The organism is Pseudothermotoga elfii DSM 9442 = NBRC 107921 (genome assembly GCF_000504085.1).
GTDB lineage: Bacteria > Thermotogota > Thermotogae > Thermotogales > DSM-5069 > Pseudothermotoga_B > Pseudothermotoga_B elfii.
On record NC_022792.1, the window covers coordinates 2,148,881 to 2,169,860 of the forward strand.

A 20,980-nucleotide genomic window follows, 5' to 3' on the forward strand; every position below is an offset into this window, starting at 1 on the left:
GCTTTGTTACAGATTAATAACTATTTTCCAAATGCATACGCTCAGACGATGTATTTATTTTTAATTCTGAAAAGATGTTTTTGAAAGCTCTGACATAAAAGGATCTATTTTTTTCATAGAGAATAGTATAAAAATAAGGTTATAACTTATATTAACAAAGTTCTTGACTTGTCATTCTACCATGAGTATACTCATGGTAAAGAAAGAGGTATGCCCAGGACATTTTATTCAAATTATTTTATGTTCTATCTTTCTAAATTACTTTTTATCACCAAAAACGAGATAGATCTTCTAATTAAGGGGAGGTGGAGAAATGAGATTCAAGTGGATTTTGCTTGCTGGTGTTTTTGTCCTGCTACTTTACGGTTGTCTTGGCCCCGTTAATGGATTGCCGACAGTTTCTTTGATTTCTCCTTACGATGGACAGGAAGTTGCCGTTTTAGCTTCTGACAAAGCTGTAACGTTGAAGTCCACTGCGACTGATCCAGAAGGACGAAGTTTGACTTTCGATGTCTACATGGGAACAAGTTCGACAAATCTTTCAAAGATCGCAACCGTTAATGAACCAGAGTACACAGTTAACAACCTGACACCCGGGCAAACCTACTACTGGAAAGTTATTGTCTCTGATGGCATTAGCTCTGTCGAAAGTCCCATCTGGAGTTTTACTGTTGGGGGCAATCATTCATTGGTAAAAGTACTTGATTTTACAACTGGAAGTGCAACTGTTGGGGCAACTGTCGATATTCTTCAAAATTCAAACGTAGTTATTTCAACCACAACAGACGAAAACGGTCATGCTGAATTTTATCTGCCAGATGGCAGATATGATATCAAGATCACTGGTGAAGGAAAAGCCACGAGTGTGGTTCAAAATTACGATCCAGGTATTTTAGAAACGATCGAAACATTATCCAGAAGAGCTATGACAGATTATAATGTTGTTCCAGATGTAACCGTAGAACTGTTCACTCCAGAAGGAACTCCTATAACTGACCCGGAGGCCACAACACTGACATTTGATTCTGTGCAGGTTAAAGTCACAAGCTCGGAATTGATGTACGTAATGTACATCGGCTTAGATTACGTACCAAGTGCTGTTGCAAGAGATATTTCTGCCTTTAATACAGAAGAATACACAGCCACGATTTCTCTTTCCAGATTTGATGGCGTTACAGTGCCAATGCACGTTGTTGTTTACACAGTGAATGACACAAGAGTTGACAAGATTGTTTATCTTACAATTGATAGAACTCCACCAGAAGTTACCGAAAGAATTGCTCCTACAGGACTCTGGTACGCTGGTTGGACAAGTGATGCCGATGTGGAATACTACAGCCTGCCAAGTCCTATAAAACAAATACTTGAAGAAAAACTGCCAAAAGAAATGATCAAAGAACTTAAAGGTTATAAGCCAGAACATAATATACCTGAAACAAACATCTTTGTTCAACTCGCCTGGACGCATGCACCAAACACCAACAGAGCCGGGTACAATATTTACAGATCAACCGATGGTGAAAACTGGGAAAAGGTAGCGTTTACCACATCTTACTACAGATTTGACAAAGGCTTTGATCTTGAACCGGGCAAAAAGTACTATTATACAGTGAGAACAGTTTATGTAGATGGAACTGAATCAGAAAACAGCAACGTTGTTGAAGTAATACCACTCGATCTATTCAAAGTCAAATTGATTTCACCTGCAGATAACCAAACAAATGTTTCAAGAACTCCAACCTTCAGGTGGAAACCAGTTAATTGGATAGATCAAACATCAGAACCTCACATAGGTGGAGAATTTATAGGCGATGAAGAAATTTATTTTGTTTACCAAGGTAGTCCATGGATCTATGACACAACTTTAAGTGAGCAGCATATTTTCTATGATTCAATGATCTTAACCTTTGGTCCACAGGAAGTAATTCTTCCATTTGATCCAATTTCTGATTCAGACTGGGTTAGAATTCTTCCTAATGAAAGCCAGATACAGCAGACAGAACCTCTTGAAAAATTCAAAACATACGAATGGGGCCTGGACTGCGCAGTTGCTTATTATGAGACAGTTGATGGATACTGGATTTCTTCAACAATTGATCTTGGATACGATTGGGATAGATGGACGAATGAAGCTGACTATTACAATCGATTTACGACAGGCGATAACTGAGATAGAAGGGGGTGAAGATGATGAAAAGATTGATTATTGTATTATTCTTAAGCGTAATTTTGTTGCTTGCAGGGTGTATGAACAACAGCGTTCAGAATTCTCAACAACCTGAAGGCATAGTTGCAGCTATAGATAAAGGCGCAGAAGTAATGAGCAATGTGGTAATTGTCGGATACAAAGATGAATACAAGCAAGATATTGTAAATTTGATCAAATCAATAGACGAAAATGCGACAGTTCGAGTTGATTTCAAACTCGACCAGACAAATGTCATTAGCTTTTCTACATCGATAGATTACAGTACAATGAGAGAAAAGATCATCAGCAAGCTCAAAGCCGATGAAAGTTTAAAAGAAAAGATTAATTATGTAGAACCAAGTTATAAAAGATACCTAATCGAACCAATCACCAACGATAACCTGAAAGATACAGAGTTATTGACAAAAACAAAACAGATCTATGCAGATCAGCAGGAGGAATTTTTTGAAAAATACATGTGGGGTATCAGAAAGGTAAAGGCCCCCGAAGCATGGCAGATGGGGTATACCGGCGAAGGAGTCATTGTGGCCGTTGTCGATACTGGTGTCGATGGAACTCATCCAGATTTACAAGGCCAGCTTGTCGAAGGCTACAGGCCTCTGACAGGTGAAACTTTACCAGCAGCTTCAGACAGTTCTTTTGGCGGTGCTCATGGAACTCATGTCGCTGGGACCATAGCTGCAAGTGATAATTCCATAGGTGTTATTGGAGTTGCGCCGAATGCAAAGATCATGCCGATAGTGATATTCGACACAGGTAGTCCTGAAACAGGTGGAGATGGAAGTTATATTGGCGACGATTATGTAGCACAAGGTTTTATGTGGGCTTTTGAGAATGGTGCGATGATTTTTTCAAACAGCTGGGGTGGAAAAGGCTATTCAATTACATTAGCCCACACTATTGCGCAAATCATGAGTTATGGAGGTATTTTCGTTGCTTCAGCAGGTAACAGCCATACAGATGAAATTCATTACCCATCATGTTATCCTGGAGTTATAAATGTTGCAGCAAGCACTGCGCAAGATGGAATAACCAACTTTTCAACACGCGGCAGATGGGTAACAGTTGCAGCACCCGGTGATTTCACAATCCTTTCCACCGTACCACTCTGGGATACTTATGAATTCTTCGATCAAGAAAATCCATATGCGCTGTATGGTGGCACATCGATGGCAACACCACACGTTTCTGGTGTGATTGCTTTGCTGTTAGAAAAACTTGGGTCCACTGAAGCTACACCTTATCAAATCAGAAAGCACATTGCAGCAACGGCAGATGATATCATGGCTCCGGGGTTTGATCATGACAGTGGTTGGGGTAGAGTCAATGCAGAAATGGCTCTCACACAAGATCTTCCATCTGATGAAGGTGCAAATGTTTATTTCGAGTTCTATGTAGATACAGATCCAGCTTCTTATGTCTATGTAACTCTCTATCCACAAGATGATACCATACCTGTTTACTATGGAAAATCAGATGAAAATGGTTCTCTGCCAATTGTTGGCATTGAACCAGGAGTTTACGATGTATACATGGCTTATGGAGATGCTGCATATTTGGGAATATCTACCAGCGAGCAATTAACTTATCATGAGTCAATAACTATTGAAAATGGGGACAATCCTTATGTGCACGTTTTTGAATCTGGTATGTAAAATTTAAATTTTTAAACAAAAAGAGGGGCTTTTGCCCCTCTTTTTATTATCATTTGGCATAGGCGATAGATCGTTTTTCTCTTATCACAACTACTTTTAATACTCCAGGATACTCTACCTCTTCTTCAATCTTCTTTGCTATTTCATAAGCCATTTTGTCTGCTTCCACATCATCAATTTTCTCTGGTTCAACAATAACTCTGACTTCTCTACCTGCCTGTATTGCGTAAGCTTTTTCAACATTTTTGAAACTCATAGCTATTTTTTCCATTTTAACGAGTCTTCTTATATAGGTTTCCAAACTCTCCCTTCTTGCACCCGGTCTTGCTGCGGATAAAGCATCAGCTGCAGCTACTAAAACAGATTCCGGGCAAACAGGTTCCTGCTCTCCATGGTGGCTCATTATCATATTAATGATATGGTCAGATTCACCATATCGCCTTGCAATCTCTGCTCCTATCTCGGTATGAGAACCTTCTACCTCGTGGTCGAGTGCCTTTCCAATGTCGTGCAAAAGGCCTCCTCTTCTTGTTCGATCAACATCCAGACCAAGCTCTTCAGCCATAAGTGCGGCAAGTTGTGCCACTTCTATTGAATGATCTAACACATTTTGTCCATAACTTGTCCTGAATTTTAGTTTTCCAAGTAATTTGATAAGCTCTGGATGCAATCCAGTTACGCCTGTAACAAAAGTTGCTTCCTGACCGGCTTCTTTTATCATTTTTTCCATTTCTTGTTTCGATTTTTCATACATTTCTTCTATTCTCGCTGGATGAATTCTTCCATCGGTTACGAGTTTTTCCAGAGTGAGCCTGGCTATCTCGCGACGAATAGGGTTGAAGCTTGAAAGCACGACAACTTCAGGCGTATCATCAATTATTAAATCAACACCTGTTATTTTTTCAAAGGTTCTTATGTTTCTTCCTTCTCTTCCTATTATCCTTCCTTTCATATCATCTGATGGCAAACTTACAGTAGATACAGTTATTTCACCTATATATTCAGGCGCATATCTCTGGACTGCTGTTGCAATTATCTTCTTTGCCTCTTTTTCAGCTTCTTCTTCATAATTTTCTTTTATTTTCTTATAAAGGATGGCTAAATCATGTTCGTATTTTTGCCTTGCTTCATCTATAACTATCTGTCTCGCTTCTTCTACAGTCATGCCTGCAAGTTTTGTAAACCTTTCATCCAGTTCTTTCTCACGTTGCTCAATTTTTTTCTTTGCCGCTTCCAACTGAACCCTCAATTGCTCAAGAGCAGTTTCTTTTTTATCAACTAACTCCTCACGCTTCGAAATAATCTCTTCGCGCTTCAACAATCTTTCTTCCAGGCTCCTGTGCTCGAGGTCCCTCCTTTTCTTTTCTTCTTCGATTTCTTCTTTGATTTTGTGGACCTCTTCCCTTGCCTCTATTATTGCTTTTCTTTTTATCTCCTGAGCTTCCTGCTCAGCCTTTTTTAATAAAGAAACAGCATCTTGCTGAGCTTTTCTATTTTTCTGTTCAATTCGCGATTTTGCCACCACATATCCCAAACCAAAACTGATTACAGCTGTTACCACAGCTACCAGGATTATCATCTATTTGCACCTCCTTCTATGTCAAACATACGTATTAATTCACCGGGAAATCCTCTTCTGTAGAGAAAATCCCCAATTTTTTTCCTGTCAATCCTGTGCAATTTAACTGTTTTCTCCATAATCTGAAAAAGATCAACCTCTTTCATAATTCTCTCGAGCGCATCATCGATGATGTAGTCTTCCACTTTCAACTCTTTCAACTTCGACTTTATTCTGTAAGGTCCGTATCCATGTACAGTCAGCATATCATACGCATAAAGATAGGCGAATTTCTCATCATCAACATACCCAGATTTTTCGAGCAACTCCAAAATCCGCTGGATAATGTCTTGATGAAAACCCTTGAGAATCAACTTTTCCTCCATTTCTTTTCTTGATCTCGATCTGAATCGAATCAACCTTTTAGCGTAATTCAAAGCTTTCTGAAAATCATCATTTTTCTTTTCCATTTTGCTTCTTCTCTTCCAAAATTTCAACAGGGAGATTGTATTTCAGGCGTATCTTTCTTTCTATTTCATTTGCAATCTGTGGATTTTCCACAAAGTAGTTCACCACATTGTTTTTTCCCTGACCAAGTGAATATTCTTTTCCATCATCCGCCATATAGAAAAACCAGCTTCCTTTCCTCTGTATCAGTCCTTCGCTGACGCCCATGTTGAACAATTCGTTTTCTTTCACAATTCCTTTGCCGTAGATTATGTCAAACTCAGCTTTTCTGAAAGGTGGAGCAACTTTGTTCTTGACAACCTTTGCAGTAACTGCGTTTCCTATGATCTCAGTACCTTCTTTTATTGATTCCCCCCTGCGAACCTCTATCCTCATCGTCGCATAAAATTTAAGTGCAAGCCCACCTGTAGTAGTTTCAGGGTTACCAAACATCACACCTATTTTCATTCTTATCTGATTGGTGAATATGACTATAGCTTTGGACCTGTTGACATTTCCTGCTATCTTTCTCAATGCCTGCGACATCAGACGAGCCTGAAGCCCAACCTGAAGATCTCCCATATTTCCTTCAATTTCCACTCTTGGTACAAGTGCTGCAACAGAATCAATTATTACGAGATCCACAGCATTACTTCTAACTAACTCATCAACAATTTCGAGCGCCTGTTCACCATAGTCAGGTTGTGAAATTAAAAGTGTTTTCAGATCCACGCCGAGTGCCTTCGCGTAAACCGGGTCAAGTGCGTGTTCAGCATCTACTATAGCTGCTATACCCCCTTTCTTTTGAACTTCCGCAATGGCATGAAGCGATATAGTGGTTTTCCCACTTGCTTCGGGACCATAAATCTCGATTATCCTGCCTCTCGGGTAACCTCCAACGCCGGTTGCTACATCCAGAGAAAGCGACCCAGTTGGAACAACTTCAACTGGCGCTACCTGATTTTCCTCACCAAGAATCATTATCGACCCTTTTCCAAAACTATTCTCGATTTTCTTGATTGCTTTTTCGAGCACTTCAGCCTTTGCTTTTTGCTCTTTTTCACTCATGTTTGATCAGTCCTCCTTCAAACCTGCATTCATAGACCTTTTTGTAAATGGGTCCGGCTGGCGTTAATCTTGAGAAATAAATACTAAATCGATCAACGGCAACGGTAATCGGTTCAAATGTGATATCCTCAATTAAAGGCTGCCAGGCACCTGGAAAATCTTTTATTCTCCCCACAGTTATATGTGGAGAGAACCTCTCTTCAAAAGAAAAATTGTGTTTGACAAGTTCAGATTTCATTTCTTCATACAATTTTTGAAGCGCCTGATTCGATTTAATTCCCAACCATATCACTCGAGGTTTGCTTTGCTTGGAAAAGTAACCAAGTTTTTCAACTATATAAGAAAATGATGGGAATCCCATAATCCTGTGGCAAAGATGTCTGGCTATTTCATCAACTTTATGAGATTGAACTTCCCCGAGAAAAAAGAGTGTAAGGTGAATATTTTCTTTACTGACCCAGTTGGCTTTAAAACCTCTCTTCATAAGTTTCTCCACTATCTGCTGAGAAACACCGCGCACGTTCTCATTAACATCAACAGCAATGAATGTCCTCAATTTTCATCCCCCCAGTACCTTTCTATTCTGGATCAGATAAATCAAAGCCGAAACAACAGTAAAAAATGCGCATGAGTAAATCACCAATTGATTGACAATTCCAAGCTGAAATCTGAAACTATTTTCAAAAAGCAGCAATATAACCAACAGCATCTGTAAAACGGTTTTCACCTTGCCCCATCTATTAGCCTGAATAACTACACCGCTATTAGCTGCGAGAATTCTAACTGCACTGACTACACTGTCTCTTGCCACAATCAAAGCGACCAGCCACGCTGGGATTTGAGGTATCAGGGCTATCATTGTTGAACTCACAAAAACTTTATCGGAAATTTGATCAAGAACTTTCCCGCTGCTGGTTATTTGATTAAGCTTTCTTGCCAAAAAACCATCTAAATAATCAGACAGTGCACCTGTTAGAAAGATGACCATCGCCCATTTCCACATTCCGGCTGATATAAGCATGAAAACCGGTATTGTTAGAAAAATTCTCGCAACACTTATAGTATTTGGTAGATTCATATCAGCTCTCCTTTCAAATCATACTCATCTGAATCTGTTATTCTAACAGTGTAATATCCAGGTATATCAACCTCTCGAGTTTTCTTCACGGTAACCTCACCATCTACCTCTGGAGCATCAAGATGACTCCTCGCCACATAAAACAACTCATTTTCCTGTTCTATAAGGACATTTAAATTTTTACCGACAAATCTTTTCAGACGTTCGTAAGCAATTTGACTCTGAAAAATGAGTAAATTTTCATATCTTTCCCGGGCAATCCTCTCAGAAACTTTTCGTTTCATAGAACTTGAAACTGTTCCTTCTTCGTCTGAGTATATAAAACATCCCAATCTGTCAAATTTTGCCTTTTCAAGAAAATCGAGCAATTTCTGAAAATCATCATTGGTTTCACCGGGAAAACCAACCATAACACTGGTCCTTATCGCTGCATCAGGATTATGACTCCTTATATACGCAATCAATTCGAGCAATTGTTCGCTGTTTTTAATTCTTCCCATTTGCTTAAGAATTCTATCGCTTCCATGCTGAACAGGTATGTCAAAATATGGCAACAACTTATCAAGAGAACAAATGGCATCAATCATTTTATCAGTAAGATGATCCGGGTGCAAATACATCACTCTTATTCGAAAATTTCCCTCTATAGAATTGAGTTTTTTCAGAAGCTGATCAAGCACTGCTTTATTGTAGAGGTCTACGCCGTAAGCAGTGGTGTCCTGAGCCACTAAAATGATTTCTTTCACACCAATTTCAACGAGCCTCTCGACTTCACTGTATATACTTTCGATACTTCGACTTTTGAACCTACCTTTGAAAAGGGGAATTGAGCAAAATGTACACGATCTGTCGCACCCATCTGCTATCTTCACATAAGCAAACGAATTATTACACGATCTTGGTGCTTCTTCATAAACCACGGTAGGTTTTTCAACAAGATAGGGCGTGGCTTTCTCAATAGCCTCAGCAATTTGATGAGGACTCAGAACTCCCAGCCACGAATCAACCTCAGGAATCTCTTTTGAGAGTTCCTTTGAATATCGTTGAACGAGACAACCTTTTACACAGAGGAAAAAGGGACGATATTTCTTATAATTGGCAAAAGTGATTATCTCATCTATTGATTCCTTTTTAGCCGACTCTATAAACCCGCATGTGTCTATAATAACCGCTTCCGCTTCTTCGATATCACTTACAATCTCATGCCCTCTATCCTTCAGGATCGCCTCCAATACATCGCAGTCGGCTTCGTTTTTCGGACAACCCAGAACTTTTATTCCTATCTTCATTGATTTCCTCACCCTTTAAAAAATTTCTACGCTTTTCTAAATACAGTTTTCGCACATGCTCGAGCTCTTTTTTGTATTCATCGCTTCTGTAATTTGGATAAGTAAATTCCCAGTATCTGAATTCACCAGACAGATAAAGTAATGTTACCTCTGCATAAATACCTTTGCCAAGGTAAATTCTGTTGGCCCATGGCTTTGTTGACGCCAGAACAAAATTCAAATGGTGTACATAACCCGGGTCAAGATTGAACTTTCTCTTTCCCTCCACAGAATAATTTTTTTCCAATTCATTGGTAAAAACCTTCGCATCGACAAGAAGTGAAGGATGTATCAATTTTTCAAAACTTATAAGCCTTCCTTTCAAATCACTTCCCATTTCATAATCATAATAAGTTGTGTACGTGCCAAAAGGCAGCTGCTCTGAAATATAATCTATTTTTCCAAACATGCCTTCCAAATGAGGTTTTATTTCTGAAAGCCAGTAATCAATGTACTGGGAAAAAGCGAAAATCACCAGATTCACGAACTCTGTTTTCTTCACCTCTCCCACAGAATCACCTCAAAATCACTCACATGTATATTCCATTCCTTTTTCAAAGTTATTATTGAACAGATGCCTTTATTGCCATTTACTCTATATCGATTTCCAATCTCAAGCTCGATGATTTCTCCTGGTTCAACCGGTCGCTCGTTAAAATAAACAGTCTGCCCAGAATTGTTTACAAACTGAGCCTCAGGACTACTCGCAACATCAAAAAATTTCAAAGCTGAATAGGCAAAAAAGCACACCGACGCTATTAGCATTGCTATAAGTAAAAAAGAAATCAAAGCTCCATTCCCAGATACCTTTTTCACCTCAGCTTGTTTGCTTACTGGTTGTTCAATTTCTGAAAGCAATTCTTCAGGGTCTATTTCCAAAAATTCTGAATAACTTCTTATATAATGTTTAACATAAAATGGAGCATCGACCCTGTCAAATTGACCTTCCTCTATTAGTCTTATCTTCCATGCCGGTATACCTATACTCTGTGCAACCTGATCTATCGTAAGTTGCTTCGATTCTCTCGAGTTTTTCAAAATTTCACCAATTTTTACCCATTTTTCCATAAACACACCTCAACCTACACATTATTATACCTTATCACACCATTTGACAGGCGTTAATTTTAGTCCAGCTTGCATACAAGACTACCTGAATTGAGTACGTGAACCCCTTTGAGATTAACGCATCGATCAATTGCATCGAGGACCAATGCTCTATCTGATTCGTTTTCGACAAAATCTATCTCATCTCCATTTATGATCAAAACGTTTCCATTGTGGAATTCCATAAAGGCTTCGTCGTAGAACTGGCACAATTGTTCCCAATAGGACTTTTCAACATTTATCTCATACGCCCTTCCTCTTTTCTCGATTCGTTCAAGAGCTGTTTTTACAGAGCATTTTATATAAATTAAAAGTCTTGGTGTTGGGGATATCTCAGACATTGTCCTGAAAAAACTCTCATACACTTTATATTCAATTGGCTGGAGAAAACCAAGTTGTTTCTGCATTCTGACAAAAACGAGATCACCCATCATCGAACGATCCATGACCGCTTTATGAGTCTGATTAGCACTTCTAACCTGAAGGAATCGTTTATGAAGAAAATAAAGTTCCATAGTTAAGCACCATCTTGACTTGTCTGCATAATACCTTTCCAGAATAGCATCTGCCAGATCATCGCTCATTTCGTAGAATCCTGTCATGCCCTTCTCTTTTTCAAGAATTTCAACGAGTGCTGTTTTGCCAGCCCCAACGGTTCCTTCAACAACTATCTCAAGCATTGGCCACACTCCTTTTATTCACAACATTACCATTATATTCATAGATAACCTTTTCCGGCTCCCGAAAGATTTCCTCAACAATCTGCACTATGTTCGAAAATCTTTCATCCACCGAATCAGTATTTATTATGAGCAGGGAAGAAAGGCTATATTGGCCGAAAAAGTCCTCATATTCCCGATTCAGTATTTCCCAGTAATTTTCATCTATGCTGAGTTCCCACAATCTGCCACGCTTCTTGATCCGATCTATTGCCGTTTTTGTTGAGCATTTTAGGTAGATCATCAGTTCAGGTGGTGTAGAAAATTCAATTAAATTACTGTGCAATTCTTTGTAAATGTCATATTCAAGCTTTGTCATTTCACCTCTTTTCAGTAATACAGATGGAAATATATGATCACAAAAAATAGAGCGATCCATGACTACATTGCCTTTTTCACAACCGATTTTCATCTGTTTGAACCTTTTTGTCAGAAAATATATCTGTAACTGAAAACCCCATTTTGATGGGTCAATGTAGAAATTCTCCAGAATCTGGATCAGTTTTGAATCAGTTAATTCATAAATTGGTTCCAGACAAAGTCGCTCTGAAATGTAATTTATGAAGGTGGTTTTGCCAGCCCCAACAGTTCCTTCAACAATTATCTTTGGCTTCATGATATACTCCTCAAAATATCCCTGAGTTTTTCAAAGATTGACGGCACAGCGGCAATTATTTCGCCTGTTTTGAAATCAAATTTTCCATTAATACTTTCAACAAAGATTCCCGATTCCCTTGCTATTAAAACTCCACCAGCTGTATCCCAAGGTTTCAGGCCGATCTCCCAATAACCATCAAATCTTCCACAAGCAAGATAACAGAGTTCTGCAGCCGCTGAACCAAATATTCTTATTTCCTGAGAAAGAAAGGTCATTTTTTCTATGCTTTTGAGTGTCCATTCAAAAAGTTTCTCTTCGTATGGCCATCCGGTAACAAGAAGAGCCTTTTCAAGAGATGGGCTGTTTTTGTTGAAAATCTGCCTGCCGTTTAAAAAAGCCCCCTTGCCTTTTTTTGCATAGAAAAGTTCATCGCTTGCCGGTAAATATACAGCTGATTCTGTAATCTCACGGTAATCCAATCTTGCTATGCTCACTGCAAAAAACGGTAAGGAATGTGAATAATTCAGCGTACCATCAATGGGATCAATAATAAAAACACATTCTGCATCTGGTATCTCTTTACATCCGTCGCCTTCCTCTAAAATAAAACGCGCTTCAGGCAAATGAGTGGAGATAAAATCTACTATCATTTTCTGGCATGCAAAATCAACCTCCGTTACAACATCAGAAGATCTACCCTTTACATTCACAACATGTTCTTGAAAAAACCTTTCTTTTGCAAAAATTCCCGCAATTTTAGCAGCCTCACAGATAATTTTCATCCTTAAGTTCCTCCCTGAGTCTAAAAATTTCGTCTCTGAGCTTCGCAGCATCTTCATAACGAAGCTCACTGGCAGCCCGGTACATTTCTTCCTCAAGAAGAGACAGATATTCCTCTTTGCTCAAATCTTTCGCGAGTTGATGATAATCTATCTCGGGTTTTTCCATGAATTTTTCAAATATCTCAATTTGAAGCGGTTTTACAATGGTTTTTGGTGTTATGCCGTATTTTTCATTGTATTCCATTTGAATTTTTCTTCTGCGATTTGTTTCATCAATAGCCCTTTGCATAGCTGGCGTAACTCTATCAGCATACATCAAAACTTTCCCATTTAAGTTTCTTGCTACACGTCCTATTATCTGTATCAGAGTTGTTTCCGATCTGAGAAACCCTTCTTTATCTGAATCAAGTATAGCAACAAGCGAAACTTCTGGAAGATCAAGTCCTTCTCTAAGAAGATTTATTCCAACAACTGCATCGACATCTCCCCGGCGAAGTTTTTTCAGAACTTCGATTCTCTCAATTGCATCAAGTTCAGAGTGAATGTACAGAGATTTGATGCCCATTTCAACAAGATACTCGCTGAGTTTCTCAGCAGTCTTTTTGGTCAAAACAGTTATTAAAGCTCTCTCGCCCCTCTCGACAACCTTTTTTATTTCGCTAATCAAATCATCTACCTGATATTTCGTTGGCCTGACTTCAACCTCGGGATCAATCAGGCCTGTTGGACGGATTATTTGCTCAACTATCTGCTCACTCACCTGATATTCGAATGGCCCCGGTGTGGCTGAGACAAATATTATCTGTGGCACCTTTTTTAAGAATTCCTCGAAGGTGAGAGGTCTGTTGTCAAATGCTGAAGGAAGTCTGAAGCCATATTCAACAAGGCTCTTCTTTCTTGAATGTTCCCCGCGCCACATAGCTCGCAACTGTGGTACAGCTATGTGAGATTCATCGAGAAAAACAAGCACATCGTCATCGAAATAATCCAGAAGAGTATATGGAGGTTCTCCGGGTTTCCTACCATCAAAATGTCTCGAGTAATTTTCTATTCCTGGGCAATATCCGAGGGCAGATAGAAGCTCCAGATCATGCATTGTTCGTTGTTGCAGCCGTTGGGCTTCTAAAATTTTTCCCTGGTTTTTCAATTCTGTCAACCTCTGATCTAATTCATTTTTAATGGATTCTACAGCTCTCTTTAATTTTTCCTCAGTGGTCACAAATTCTATTGCTGGATAGATGATAATTTTCTGTAACTCTTCCAGCGGAGATCTGTTGAGTTTGTCGAAAGTCTCTATTCTATCCACAACTGAACCAAAAAACTCTATTCTTATACCTTCATCCTGATATGTGGGATATATTTCAAGAACATCTCCTCTCAACCTGAAACAACCCTTGACTGTTATTTCATTGCTTCTCTCATAACCAATTTTTGCAAGATGCTGAGCAACTGCGTGGGGAGAGATCTTTAATCCCGTGGAAAGCTGGATATTCATCCTGTCAAAATCAGATGGATCTCCGGAGGCATATATACTCGAAACACTCGCCACAACAACAACATCTCGCCTGGTTCTAACGGATTTCAATGCAGACATTCTCATACGAACGAGCACATCGTTTATATCGGCATTTTTTTCTATGTAAAGATCTTTTGTTGGAACATAAGCTTCAGGTTGATAGTAATCATAATAGCTGATAAAGTACTCGACTCTATTGTGGGGAAAGAATGTTTTGAATTCACCATAAAGCTGTGCGGCAAGTGTTTTATTTGGAGAGATAACAAGAGCAGGTCTGTTCAAACGGGATATGACGTTTGCCATTGTGAAAGTTTTACCGCTGCCTGTCACTCCTATAAGGGTCTGGAACCGATAGCCTTTTTTAATGCCCTCAACAAGTCTATCTATTGCCTGGGGTTGATCACCAGTAGGTTCGTAATCACTCACAAGTTTAAACATATGAATGCCCCCATGCTGTATATTATAAATCAAGGGGAGGTTTTCTCTTTGAATTTCGTTGAATACATTTGCTTAATAGTTATCTTAGTGGCTTTATCTGGAATAATTCTCAGGAAGAACCTGGTTATGAAAATTGTTTGCCTTGATATTATGAGTACAGGAGTGGTAAGTTTCTTTGTTGTTGTCTCATCACGTTTTGGTGAAAAAGTTCCTATTGTCTCGGAAACAGCTGAAGCATATGCTCATCCTGTTCCACAGGCAGTAATAGTAACAGCTATTGTTATAGGTTTTGCAACTCTTTCTCTATCTTTCACGGTGATTATGATTTTGATTCAAAGACTCCATACAACTGATACGGAAAAAATTGAAAGGAGAACACATGAGTGAATAATTATGTGATCTACAATTTGATTTTGCTGATAATTGCTTTCTTATGCTTCAATAAAAGTCTATCCAGAATAACTCTCCTAACAATGGGGGGAGTGAATTTCCTGGTGGCAAACTTGATATACATAAATCAATTTGCGGGTGAGGCCACTTTGCGCGGAGCTTTCGGGGTTCACCTTGTTATAGATGGTCTATCAAGGAATTTCCTTTTGATGAACGCTGTGGTCTGGCTTGCCTCAACTATGGTTGGTATAAAAAAGAAGCGAAATACGGTTTACTACTTCTTTTTAGCACTGTTTCTTCCCGTGTGCAATTTAGCTTTTGTGTCCGGTGATTTGTTCAATATTTATGTAGTTCTTGAACTGATAACATTGATCACTTTTTTACTTTCCTCGACAACTTCTAAAACAAAACAATTTTGGGCTGCGATGAAGTATATCATTTTGTGTACAGCAGCTATGAATCTATATTTATTGGGAGTCGGGATGCATTTTCTGGAGAGCGGTACTTTCGATCTGTCAAAAGAAATATCAAACCTGCCAGCAGGATTAATAATTGCCGGTTTACTGGCGAAAGCCGGAGTTTTCTTTTACAGTATGTGGTTGATAGATCTTCATTCAAATGCTGAGCCAGAAATCTCAGCACTCCTATCAGGAATAAGTATCAAGGGAGCTGTTTATGCATTGATGAGGCTGCAACCGATAATTTCAGGCAGTTACAGAATTGTTGTTATCTTTGGAGTCGTATCTGCTATAACAGGCGTGTTTTTCGCTATGAATGAAAAAAATTACAAGAGAATCCTGGCACAGCACACACTTTCACAGGTTGGTTACATACTCGTATCGCCATCCTCGGGGGCTATTTACGCACTCGCCCATGGTGTGTTTAAGAGTTTTCTCTTTCTTTTTTCTGATGAATTGCCATCCCTGGATATTGAAGAGTTGCTGCAAAAACGTTTAGCGGTGAACAAATGGTTATTTCTCGCATTGGCATCTTTAACGATAAGTGGCATGCCATTAACTATAGGAGCAGCTGCTAAGGATATGGTTTTGAGTACTTTAACCTGGCAAAAACCTCTCATGTATATCGCCTGTATTGGCACAGTTGCAAGTTTCGCTAAATTTCTTTTTTTACCATCTGCAAGGTATGAAAAAATAAAGAATCTTCCTTCATATCTGCTGCTTTCATTTTATTGTTTAACACCTTTCGTCAATCATGATCGAAAATTTCTAAGTCCGATCTTGCTGATCCTAACAGGAATTTTGTTTTATTTTATAGTAAAAAGATTTCTCAGACCGCTTCCAAGAACACTCGAAAATATAAATAACTCTGCTTTTCTATATATCATACTTGTTTTGATTTGCGTGGTGGTGAGTGTAAATGCGTAATTTGTCCTCTTTTCTTATAGGTTTATGTTTCTGGTTAGTATTACATCCAAAGCTTGATATCCTGACTGTTTTTATCGCTGGTTTAATCTTCATCGTACAAAATGCTATAAACATAGATTTTAAACCGAGGAGATTGATAATTTTCCTAATAAAACTTGTCTACAGCTTCTTACTGGCAATTTTGCAATCATTTAAATTAATAACCAAGGGCTATTTTTTCAATTCAAAAATACAATCCACCAAAGTAATAACTGACGAAGAACTTTTCGAAAAAACAATTTTGATAACGCTTACTCCGTACACACTTGTCATAGAAGACCAGCACGGCCATCTAATCGTGCACGAACTTGTTGAGGAGGAAAAAAGATGATATTGCTTGCCATTTATTCTGTAAATTTGATAATAGTTCTCTATATGTTTATATCAACAAAAGATAGATGGCAAAAGCTCATAAGTCTCGCCAGTTTCTCAACAAAGATTTCTTTGATACTGCTTTTGTTTGCCTATATGAAAACCGATTCGAATTTGTTCGACGTGTTCTTTTTTTATACATTGCTGAACGCTTCTGGAATTATATTTCTCTCTTATTTTCTCTCAAAGGAGGATCTGGGGTGATTTCGATAATACTGGTATCTGCCGGTTTGTTGCTGACCTTTTACGGTACGGTCGGGCTGCTACGAGCAAAAAATACAGCTCAAAAACTGCATTTTCTTGGTGTCAGCGACACGATTGGCTCTGTTTTAATATTTACTGGCATTGTAATCAACTGGTATGAAGTGTTAGCGAAAATAATCATGGTCAGTTTAATCACACTGATCACCGGACCACTCATCTCGCATATCATTGCCAGATCTATCATCCAAAAGGAAGATAGGAAGTGAAAATCCTAACTGCTATTCTGATTTTAATCCTTGCACTGTACACAGTGACGAGGAAAAAACCGCTTGAAGCTATTTTCGGTAGAACTATTCTAAGCATGGTTGCGGTTTTACTTTACGCGATATCTGCCGCTCCAGATGTTGCACTTGCAGAGGCTCTTTTGGGTGTCGTATTATCAACTTTTGTTTATATAACACTCTTCAGAAGAATGGGCAAAATCAGGATAGGGGTCGTTCCAGTTCATTCTCTGTTCGAGAAATTGGGAAACACATACCGGGGATTGGAGTATGAACTGGTTTCTACCTATGCAAGGCAAAATGGCTACGAAATCGAAATTACTGAATACGCTGATCAAAAAGAATTGATATCATCTTTTGTGGAAGGTCAGGTAGATATGATATGCGGGGCTGTAACTCGCAAAATGTGCCCGGATCATACTGATTGTTACGAAATACTGCAAACAAAATTTGCTATATTACCAGACAGAAGAACAGTTGATCTTCTTACATTTAAAGAATACATTCTGAAGCAGTCCATACGTGAAACAGTTGTTTTTTCGCAAGAAATTGACGAGTACGTGATAAGCATAGAAAAAAAGACGGATCTTTCGTTGAAATTCAAAGATTTTTACGAGGCAGCGAAAAACTCTGGAAAATTGGAATTGCTGAGAAAAAAATATGTGGGTGATTAATGTGAAGACTGTTTTTGTAATTGGGTGCGTTGCAGCAATCTTTATTCTTTCTTTAAGCTTTAAACCAGAGCCACAGTTGAACGAAAACGTCGTGAAAACAATTTATGAGCAGACAGTTTCACCCAACACAGTTTCGGGTGTATATCTCAATACCAGATTGTATGATACTCTTTTTGAAGTACTCGTTTTTTCAGTGGCATCAATAGGGGTTAAAATCAAATCGAAATCGCTCAAGATAGCCCCTGAAAGGTCACATATATCAGATAGGTCTGCCATTGTCGGAATTAAATTACTCGCATTTCTTTCAATCCTCGCAGGTTTCTATCTTGCTATATTTGGGCACCTCTCCCCAGGAGGGGGTTTTGCAGCCGGTGTGGCTGGAGCAACCGGATTGCTTTTGATTGCTACAACCTCAGGCTTTGAAGACCTGGAAAATTACCTGAAAAAGAAAAAAGCAGAAAGCATAGAAACACTTCTGATTGTTGCTTTTCTCTTAGTAGCAACAATTGATCTTTTAATGATTCATTTTCCTAAAATAAATGGCAAAGTACTTGAAGGCCAGTACATACCCATTTACAATGTCTTGATATTTGCGAAAGTATCTCTCGGTGGCTGGATAATAGTTTACAATTTTATTCGCCACCGAGGAGTTCTGTGAAATCTTTATTGAGAAGGCTGGAGATAGATCAGGCTGTTCAGATAATCTACAATTTCAACTGCTTCTTTTGATCTGGGCTCATTTTTCAGTGCCTCGGTTGGAGAAATATCACTTTCGTAGTACTGCTTATTTGCATCAGTATCAACTTGCACAATCGAGCCCTGAAGTGATAGACCGGCAAAAAACCCCTTACTGACAGAATAGGAATAAATTGATGCCTGAAGTTTATAATCCGTATCAGCTGAAAGAGATCTTCCAAGCGGTCCCGCTGATACACTGACGTTACCGCCAAGAGTCACACTACTGGAAATAAAACTGTTTACAGCCTTTTCGTTCATCAAAACAAGAACAAGTCCAACATTCTGCACACCTATTTGCGCACCAAGGCTAAGCCCAGTTAATTTGACAAATACAGGACCATACCACTTTCCTGTTGCGATATCTCTTTTAAAAACGACTCCTTCTCCATACTGGCCACCTATGACAAAACCGACTTTGAACAGCGAGGGGTATATAGCTATTCCTTCTGACTGGCGAAGCAATTCTACAAATGCTCCACTATCAGGTATATTGGAAAGTTCTTTGAGTATAGAAAGTGAGCTTGTCAATCTTTCCATGGGAGTGGCAGCGATGCCAAAAATCGGGACTAACAATAAAACAGGCAGAATTTTTTTCATTCTTACACCTCCGTTTTTAGTTTATCATAAATATGCAAAAACAAACGGAGGTGATATGTGTGAGGCAGGTCATCGAGGAGATAGACAGAAGAGGTTGTAAGTTTGTTGATTTAAAAGTTGTTGATCTCTACGGAAGATGGAGGCATGTAACTCTTCACAGGGAAAGTTTCTCAGAAGAAATTTTTGAAAAGGGTGTTGGGTTCGACGCATCAAATCTTGGTTATGCGTCTGTGACTAAAAGCGATATGATTCTCATTCCGGATGCCAGAACACTGTTTTTTGAAAAAATCGAAAATGAGGAAATCGCGAGCTTTATATGTGATGTGTATAGTTCAGAAAATTTTAAACCAAGTGAACATGATCCAAGATTTATCTTTAAGAAAGCCATTGAATACATCTCACCAATAGCTGACGATATAAAGCTTTCTATAGAGTATGAGTTTCATGTTTTTAGCAGAGTTCGATACTCAATCCAACCTAATCTCATTTTTCTGGAAACCGATAGCCCAGAAGGTTTTTGGAATTCCTCTCAATCCGGAGAGTATTTCGTCGGCCGTAAAAAAGGATATCACAGAGAAATCCCATTTGATAACTTCATGCACCTGAGAAATGCCATAGTTTCGGAACTTGAAAACGTGGGAGTTTCGGTGAAATACCACCATCACGAAGTAGGGTCTTCGCAACTTGAGATAGAAACAAATTTTGAAAGTGCACTAAAAGCTGCTGATTGGGTTATGTTAGTCAAACATGTCGTTAGAAAAATAGCTAAACAATCTGGATTTCTGGTGACATTCATGCCTAAACCACTGTACAATGAAGCAGGAAACGGCATGCACATTCATCAATACATGATTAAAGACGGAAAAAACATCTTTTCTGGCGACGAGTTACATGGGTTGTCAAAAACCTGTCATCAATACATGACAGGATTGTTAAAACATTGCCCGGCTGTTATGGCTTTCTCCAATCCAACAACAAACTCTTACAGAAGACTCGTACCGGGCTTTGAAGCGCCCACAAATGCGTCCTTTGGACTTGCCAACAGAAATGCCGCTGTAAGAATCCCAGGTTATGTAAAAGACCATTCTGAAAAAAGAATAGAATTTCGCACAATTGACGCTTCCTGCAATCCATACCTTGCAATATCCGCTATGATACTGGCTGGAGTAGACGGTATAAAGAAAAAAATGAAAGCGGAAGAATCATCTGAATTATCTTTGCCAATAGACCTTTCAAAAGCATGTGATGCCCTGGAAGAAGATAGAGAATTCTTAAAAGAAATTTTCCCAGATTCACTGATCCAGCACTGGGTTCAAACAAAAAGAGAAGAATATAGATATATTTCTTCTATTCCACATCCGGCAGAATATGACTTGTACTTCGACGTTTGAAGTTTTATAATAGCTTTAGGTTTTTCCACATTCTCAGGGAGGTGCTTTCATGAAGGTTAGAGTTGACGAAGCTGCATGCATTGGTTGCGGCGTCTGCGAAAGTCTGTGTCCGGAAGTTTTCAAACTTGCTGATGATGGTAAAGCGAAAGTTCTTCAACCTGAAACGGAACTCGATTGCGCAAAAGATGCTGCTGATAGTTGTCCAACTGGCGCAATCAGTGTTGAAGAGTAAAAAAAGAGGCGGGCGACCGCCTCTTTTTCTTTATTTAACAGGAAAATCATCAACAAATAGGAAAGTTTTTAGAAGATAAACAATTCTGTTCCTTGAACTTTTCCCCGGTCGTGTTCATAATAGTATTTGTACCTACCTTATTTTCTATCTATTTTATGAGGAGTAGTTACTCTT

At 38.9% G+C, this 20,980-nt stretch carries 24 protein-coding genes; 11 read left to right on the top strand and 13 right to left on the bottom strand.

Going from position 1 to position 20,980, the window contains the following annotated elements; all coding sequences use genetic code 11:
- The first annotated feature begins 313 nt into the window (after positions 1–313).
- Both TEL01S_RS10515 and TEL01S_RS10520 read left to right on the top strand, forming a co-directional pair.
- Positions 314–2,170 (top strand): fibronectin type III domain-containing protein, encoded by a 1,857-nt coding sequence (locus TEL01S_RS10515; RefSeq protein ID WP_028843602.1) that lies wholly within the window; start codon positions 314–316, stop codon positions 2,168–2,170.
- Positions 2,171–2,187: 17 nt separating this feature from the next.
- Positions 2,188–3,864 carry a S8 family serine peptidase gene (locus TEL01S_RS10520; RefSeq protein ID WP_012004067.1) on the top strand — a complete coding sequence of 559 codons (1,677 nt, stop codon included), beginning with the start codon at positions 2,188–2,190 and terminating at the stop codon, positions 3,862–3,864.
- A 49-nt stretch (positions 3,865–3,913) separates the two neighbouring features.
- Here TEL01S_RS10520 and rny read toward each other — a convergent pair whose 3' ends face one another.
- From rny to uvrB, 12 genes are read right to left on the bottom strand one after another with little or no spacing between them, the layout of a single operon-like run.
- The gene (gene rny / locus TEL01S_RS10525) at positions 3,914–5,443 is read right to left on the bottom strand and encodes a ribonuclease Y (protein WP_012004068.1); all 1,530 of its coding nucleotides are present in this window, start codon (positions 5,441–5,443) and stop codon (positions 3,914–3,916) included.
- Positions 5,440–5,892, bottom strand: coding sequence for a regulatory protein RecX (locus TEL01S_RS10530; RefSeq protein ID WP_012004069.1), 453 nt, complete (start codon positions 5,890–5,892; stop codon positions 5,440–5,442). The genes rny and TEL01S_RS10530 overlap by 4 nt, the downstream gene beginning before the upstream one ends.
- Positions 5,876–6,937 (bottom strand): recombinase RecA, encoded by a 1,062-nt coding sequence (gene recA / locus TEL01S_RS10535; protein ID WP_012004070.1) that lies wholly within the window; start codon positions 6,935–6,937, stop codon positions 5,876–5,878. Before recA ends, TEL01S_RS10530 begins: the two co-directional genes overlap by 17 nt.
- A complete protein-coding gene (gene thpR, locus TEL01S_RS10540; RefSeq protein WP_012004071.1) occupies positions 6,930–7,493 on the bottom strand; it encodes an RNA 2',3'-cyclic phosphodiesterase in 564 nt (187 codons plus the stop codon). The genes recA and thpR overlap by 8 nt, the downstream gene beginning before the upstream one ends.
- Positions 7,494–7,496: 3 nt before the next feature.
- A complete protein-coding gene (gene pgsA, locus TEL01S_RS10545) occupies positions 7,497–8,015 on the bottom strand; it encodes a CDP-diacylglycerol--glycerol-3-phosphate 3-phosphatidyltransferase (protein WP_012004072.1) in 519 nt (172 codons plus the stop codon).
- Positions 8,012–9,304: a 30S ribosomal protein S12 methylthiotransferase RimO gene (rimO, locus tag TEL01S_RS10550; RefSeq protein ID WP_012004073.1), complete on the bottom strand. Its 1,293-nt coding sequence runs from the start codon at positions 9,302–9,304 to the stop codon at positions 8,012–8,014. Before rimO ends, pgsA begins: the two co-directional genes overlap by 4 nt.
- Positions 9,225–9,854: a DUF4416 family protein gene (locus TEL01S_RS10555; protein WP_012004074.1), complete on the bottom strand. Its 630-nt coding sequence runs from the start codon at positions 9,852–9,854 to the stop codon at positions 9,225–9,227. Before TEL01S_RS10555 ends, rimO begins: the two co-directional genes overlap by 80 nt.
- Entirely contained in the window at positions 9,842–10,411 is a 570-nt protein-coding gene (locus TEL01S_RS10560; protein ID WP_012004075.1) for a helix-turn-helix domain-containing protein, read from the bottom strand. The genes TEL01S_RS10555 and TEL01S_RS10560 overlap by 13 nt, the downstream gene beginning before the upstream one ends.
- A 59-nt stretch (positions 10,412–10,470) precedes the next feature.
- Positions 10,471–11,130, bottom strand: coding sequence for a deoxynucleoside kinase (locus TEL01S_RS10565; RefSeq protein WP_012004076.1), 660 nt, complete (start codon positions 11,128–11,130; stop codon positions 10,471–10,473).
- Positions 11,123–11,785: a deoxynucleoside kinase gene (locus TEL01S_RS10570; RefSeq protein ID WP_012004077.1), complete on the bottom strand. Its 663-nt coding sequence runs from the start codon at positions 11,783–11,785 to the stop codon at positions 11,123–11,125. Before TEL01S_RS10570 ends, TEL01S_RS10565 begins: the two co-directional genes overlap by 8 nt.
- Positions 11,782–12,549 carry an inositol monophosphatase family protein gene (locus TEL01S_RS10575; RefSeq protein ID WP_012004078.1) on the bottom strand — a complete coding sequence of 256 codons (768 nt, stop codon included), beginning with the start codon at positions 12,547–12,549 and terminating at the stop codon, positions 11,782–11,784. The genes TEL01S_RS10570 and TEL01S_RS10575 overlap by 4 nt, the downstream gene beginning before the upstream one ends.
- Positions 12,533–14,503: an excinuclease ABC subunit UvrB gene (uvrB, locus tag TEL01S_RS10580; RefSeq protein WP_012004079.1), complete on the bottom strand. Its 1,971-nt coding sequence runs from the start codon at positions 14,501–14,503 to the stop codon at positions 12,533–12,535. Before uvrB ends, TEL01S_RS10575 begins: the two co-directional genes overlap by 17 nt.
- A 48-nt stretch (positions 14,504–14,551) precedes the next feature.
- Here uvrB and TEL01S_RS10585 point away from each other — a divergent pair, with 48 nt between their 5' ends.
- Genes TEL01S_RS10585 through TEL01S_RS10615 form a run of 7 tightly spaced genes read left to right on the top strand, consistent with a single transcriptional unit; the run spans position 14,552 to position 18,506 of the window.
- On the top strand, positions 14,552–14,890 hold the full coding sequence (locus TEL01S_RS10585) for a Na+/H+ antiporter subunit C (protein ID WP_012004080.1): 339 nt from the start codon (positions 14,552–14,554) through the stop codon (positions 14,888–14,890).
- Entirely contained in the window at positions 14,887–16,278 is a 1,392-nt protein-coding gene (locus TEL01S_RS10590; RefSeq protein WP_012004081.1) for a cation:proton antiporter, read from the top strand. The genes TEL01S_RS10585 and TEL01S_RS10590 overlap by 4 nt, the downstream gene beginning before the upstream one ends.
- A complete protein-coding gene (locus TEL01S_RS10595) occupies positions 16,271–16,648 on the top strand; it encodes a Na+/H+ antiporter subunit E (protein ID WP_012004082.1) in 378 nt (125 codons plus the stop codon). The genes TEL01S_RS10590 and TEL01S_RS10595 overlap by 8 nt, the downstream gene beginning before the upstream one ends.
- Entirely contained in the window at positions 16,645–16,893 is a 249-nt protein-coding gene (locus tag TEL01S_RS11065; RefSeq protein ID WP_012004083.1) for a hypothetical protein, read from the top strand. Before TEL01S_RS10595 ends, TEL01S_RS11065 begins: the two co-directional genes overlap by 4 nt.
- Positions 16,890–17,159 (top strand): cation:proton antiporter, encoded by a 270-nt coding sequence (locus tag TEL01S_RS11070; RefSeq protein WP_012004084.1) that lies wholly within the window; start codon positions 16,890–16,892, stop codon positions 17,157–17,159. The genes TEL01S_RS11065 and TEL01S_RS11070 overlap by 4 nt, the downstream gene beginning before the upstream one ends.
- Positions 17,156–17,848: a hydrogenase subunit MbhD domain-containing protein gene (locus tag TEL01S_RS10795; protein ID WP_012004085.1), complete on the top strand. Its 693-nt coding sequence runs from the start codon at positions 17,156–17,158 to the stop codon at positions 17,846–17,848. The genes TEL01S_RS11070 and TEL01S_RS10795 overlap by 4 nt, the downstream gene beginning before the upstream one ends.
- 1 nt (position 17,849) lies before the next feature.
- Positions 17,850–18,506, top strand: coding sequence for an MnhB domain-containing protein (locus TEL01S_RS10615; RefSeq protein WP_012004086.1), 657 nt, complete (start codon positions 17,850–17,852; stop codon positions 18,504–18,506).
- Between the two features lie 5 nt (positions 18,507–18,511).
- Here TEL01S_RS10615 and TEL01S_RS10620 read toward each other — a convergent pair whose 3' ends face one another.
- A complete protein-coding gene (locus TEL01S_RS10620; RefSeq protein ID WP_012004087.1) occupies positions 18,512–19,183 on the bottom strand; it encodes a lipid-binding SYLF domain-containing protein in 672 nt (223 codons plus the stop codon).
- 59 nt (positions 19,184–19,242) lie between these two features.
- Here TEL01S_RS10620 and glnA point away from each other — a divergent pair, with 59 nt between their 5' ends.
- Positions 19,243–20,574 carry a type I glutamate--ammonia ligase gene (glnA, locus tag TEL01S_RS10625; protein ID WP_012004088.1) on the top strand — a complete coding sequence of 444 codons (1,332 nt, stop codon included), beginning with the start codon at positions 19,243–19,245 and terminating at the stop codon, positions 20,572–20,574.
- 49 nt (positions 20,575–20,623) lie between these two features.
- Positions 20,624–20,806 (top strand): ferredoxin, encoded by a 183-nt coding sequence (locus tag TEL01S_RS10630; protein WP_012004089.1) that lies wholly within the window; start codon positions 20,624–20,626, stop codon positions 20,804–20,806.
- Positions 20,807–20,980 lie beyond the last annotated feature (174 nt).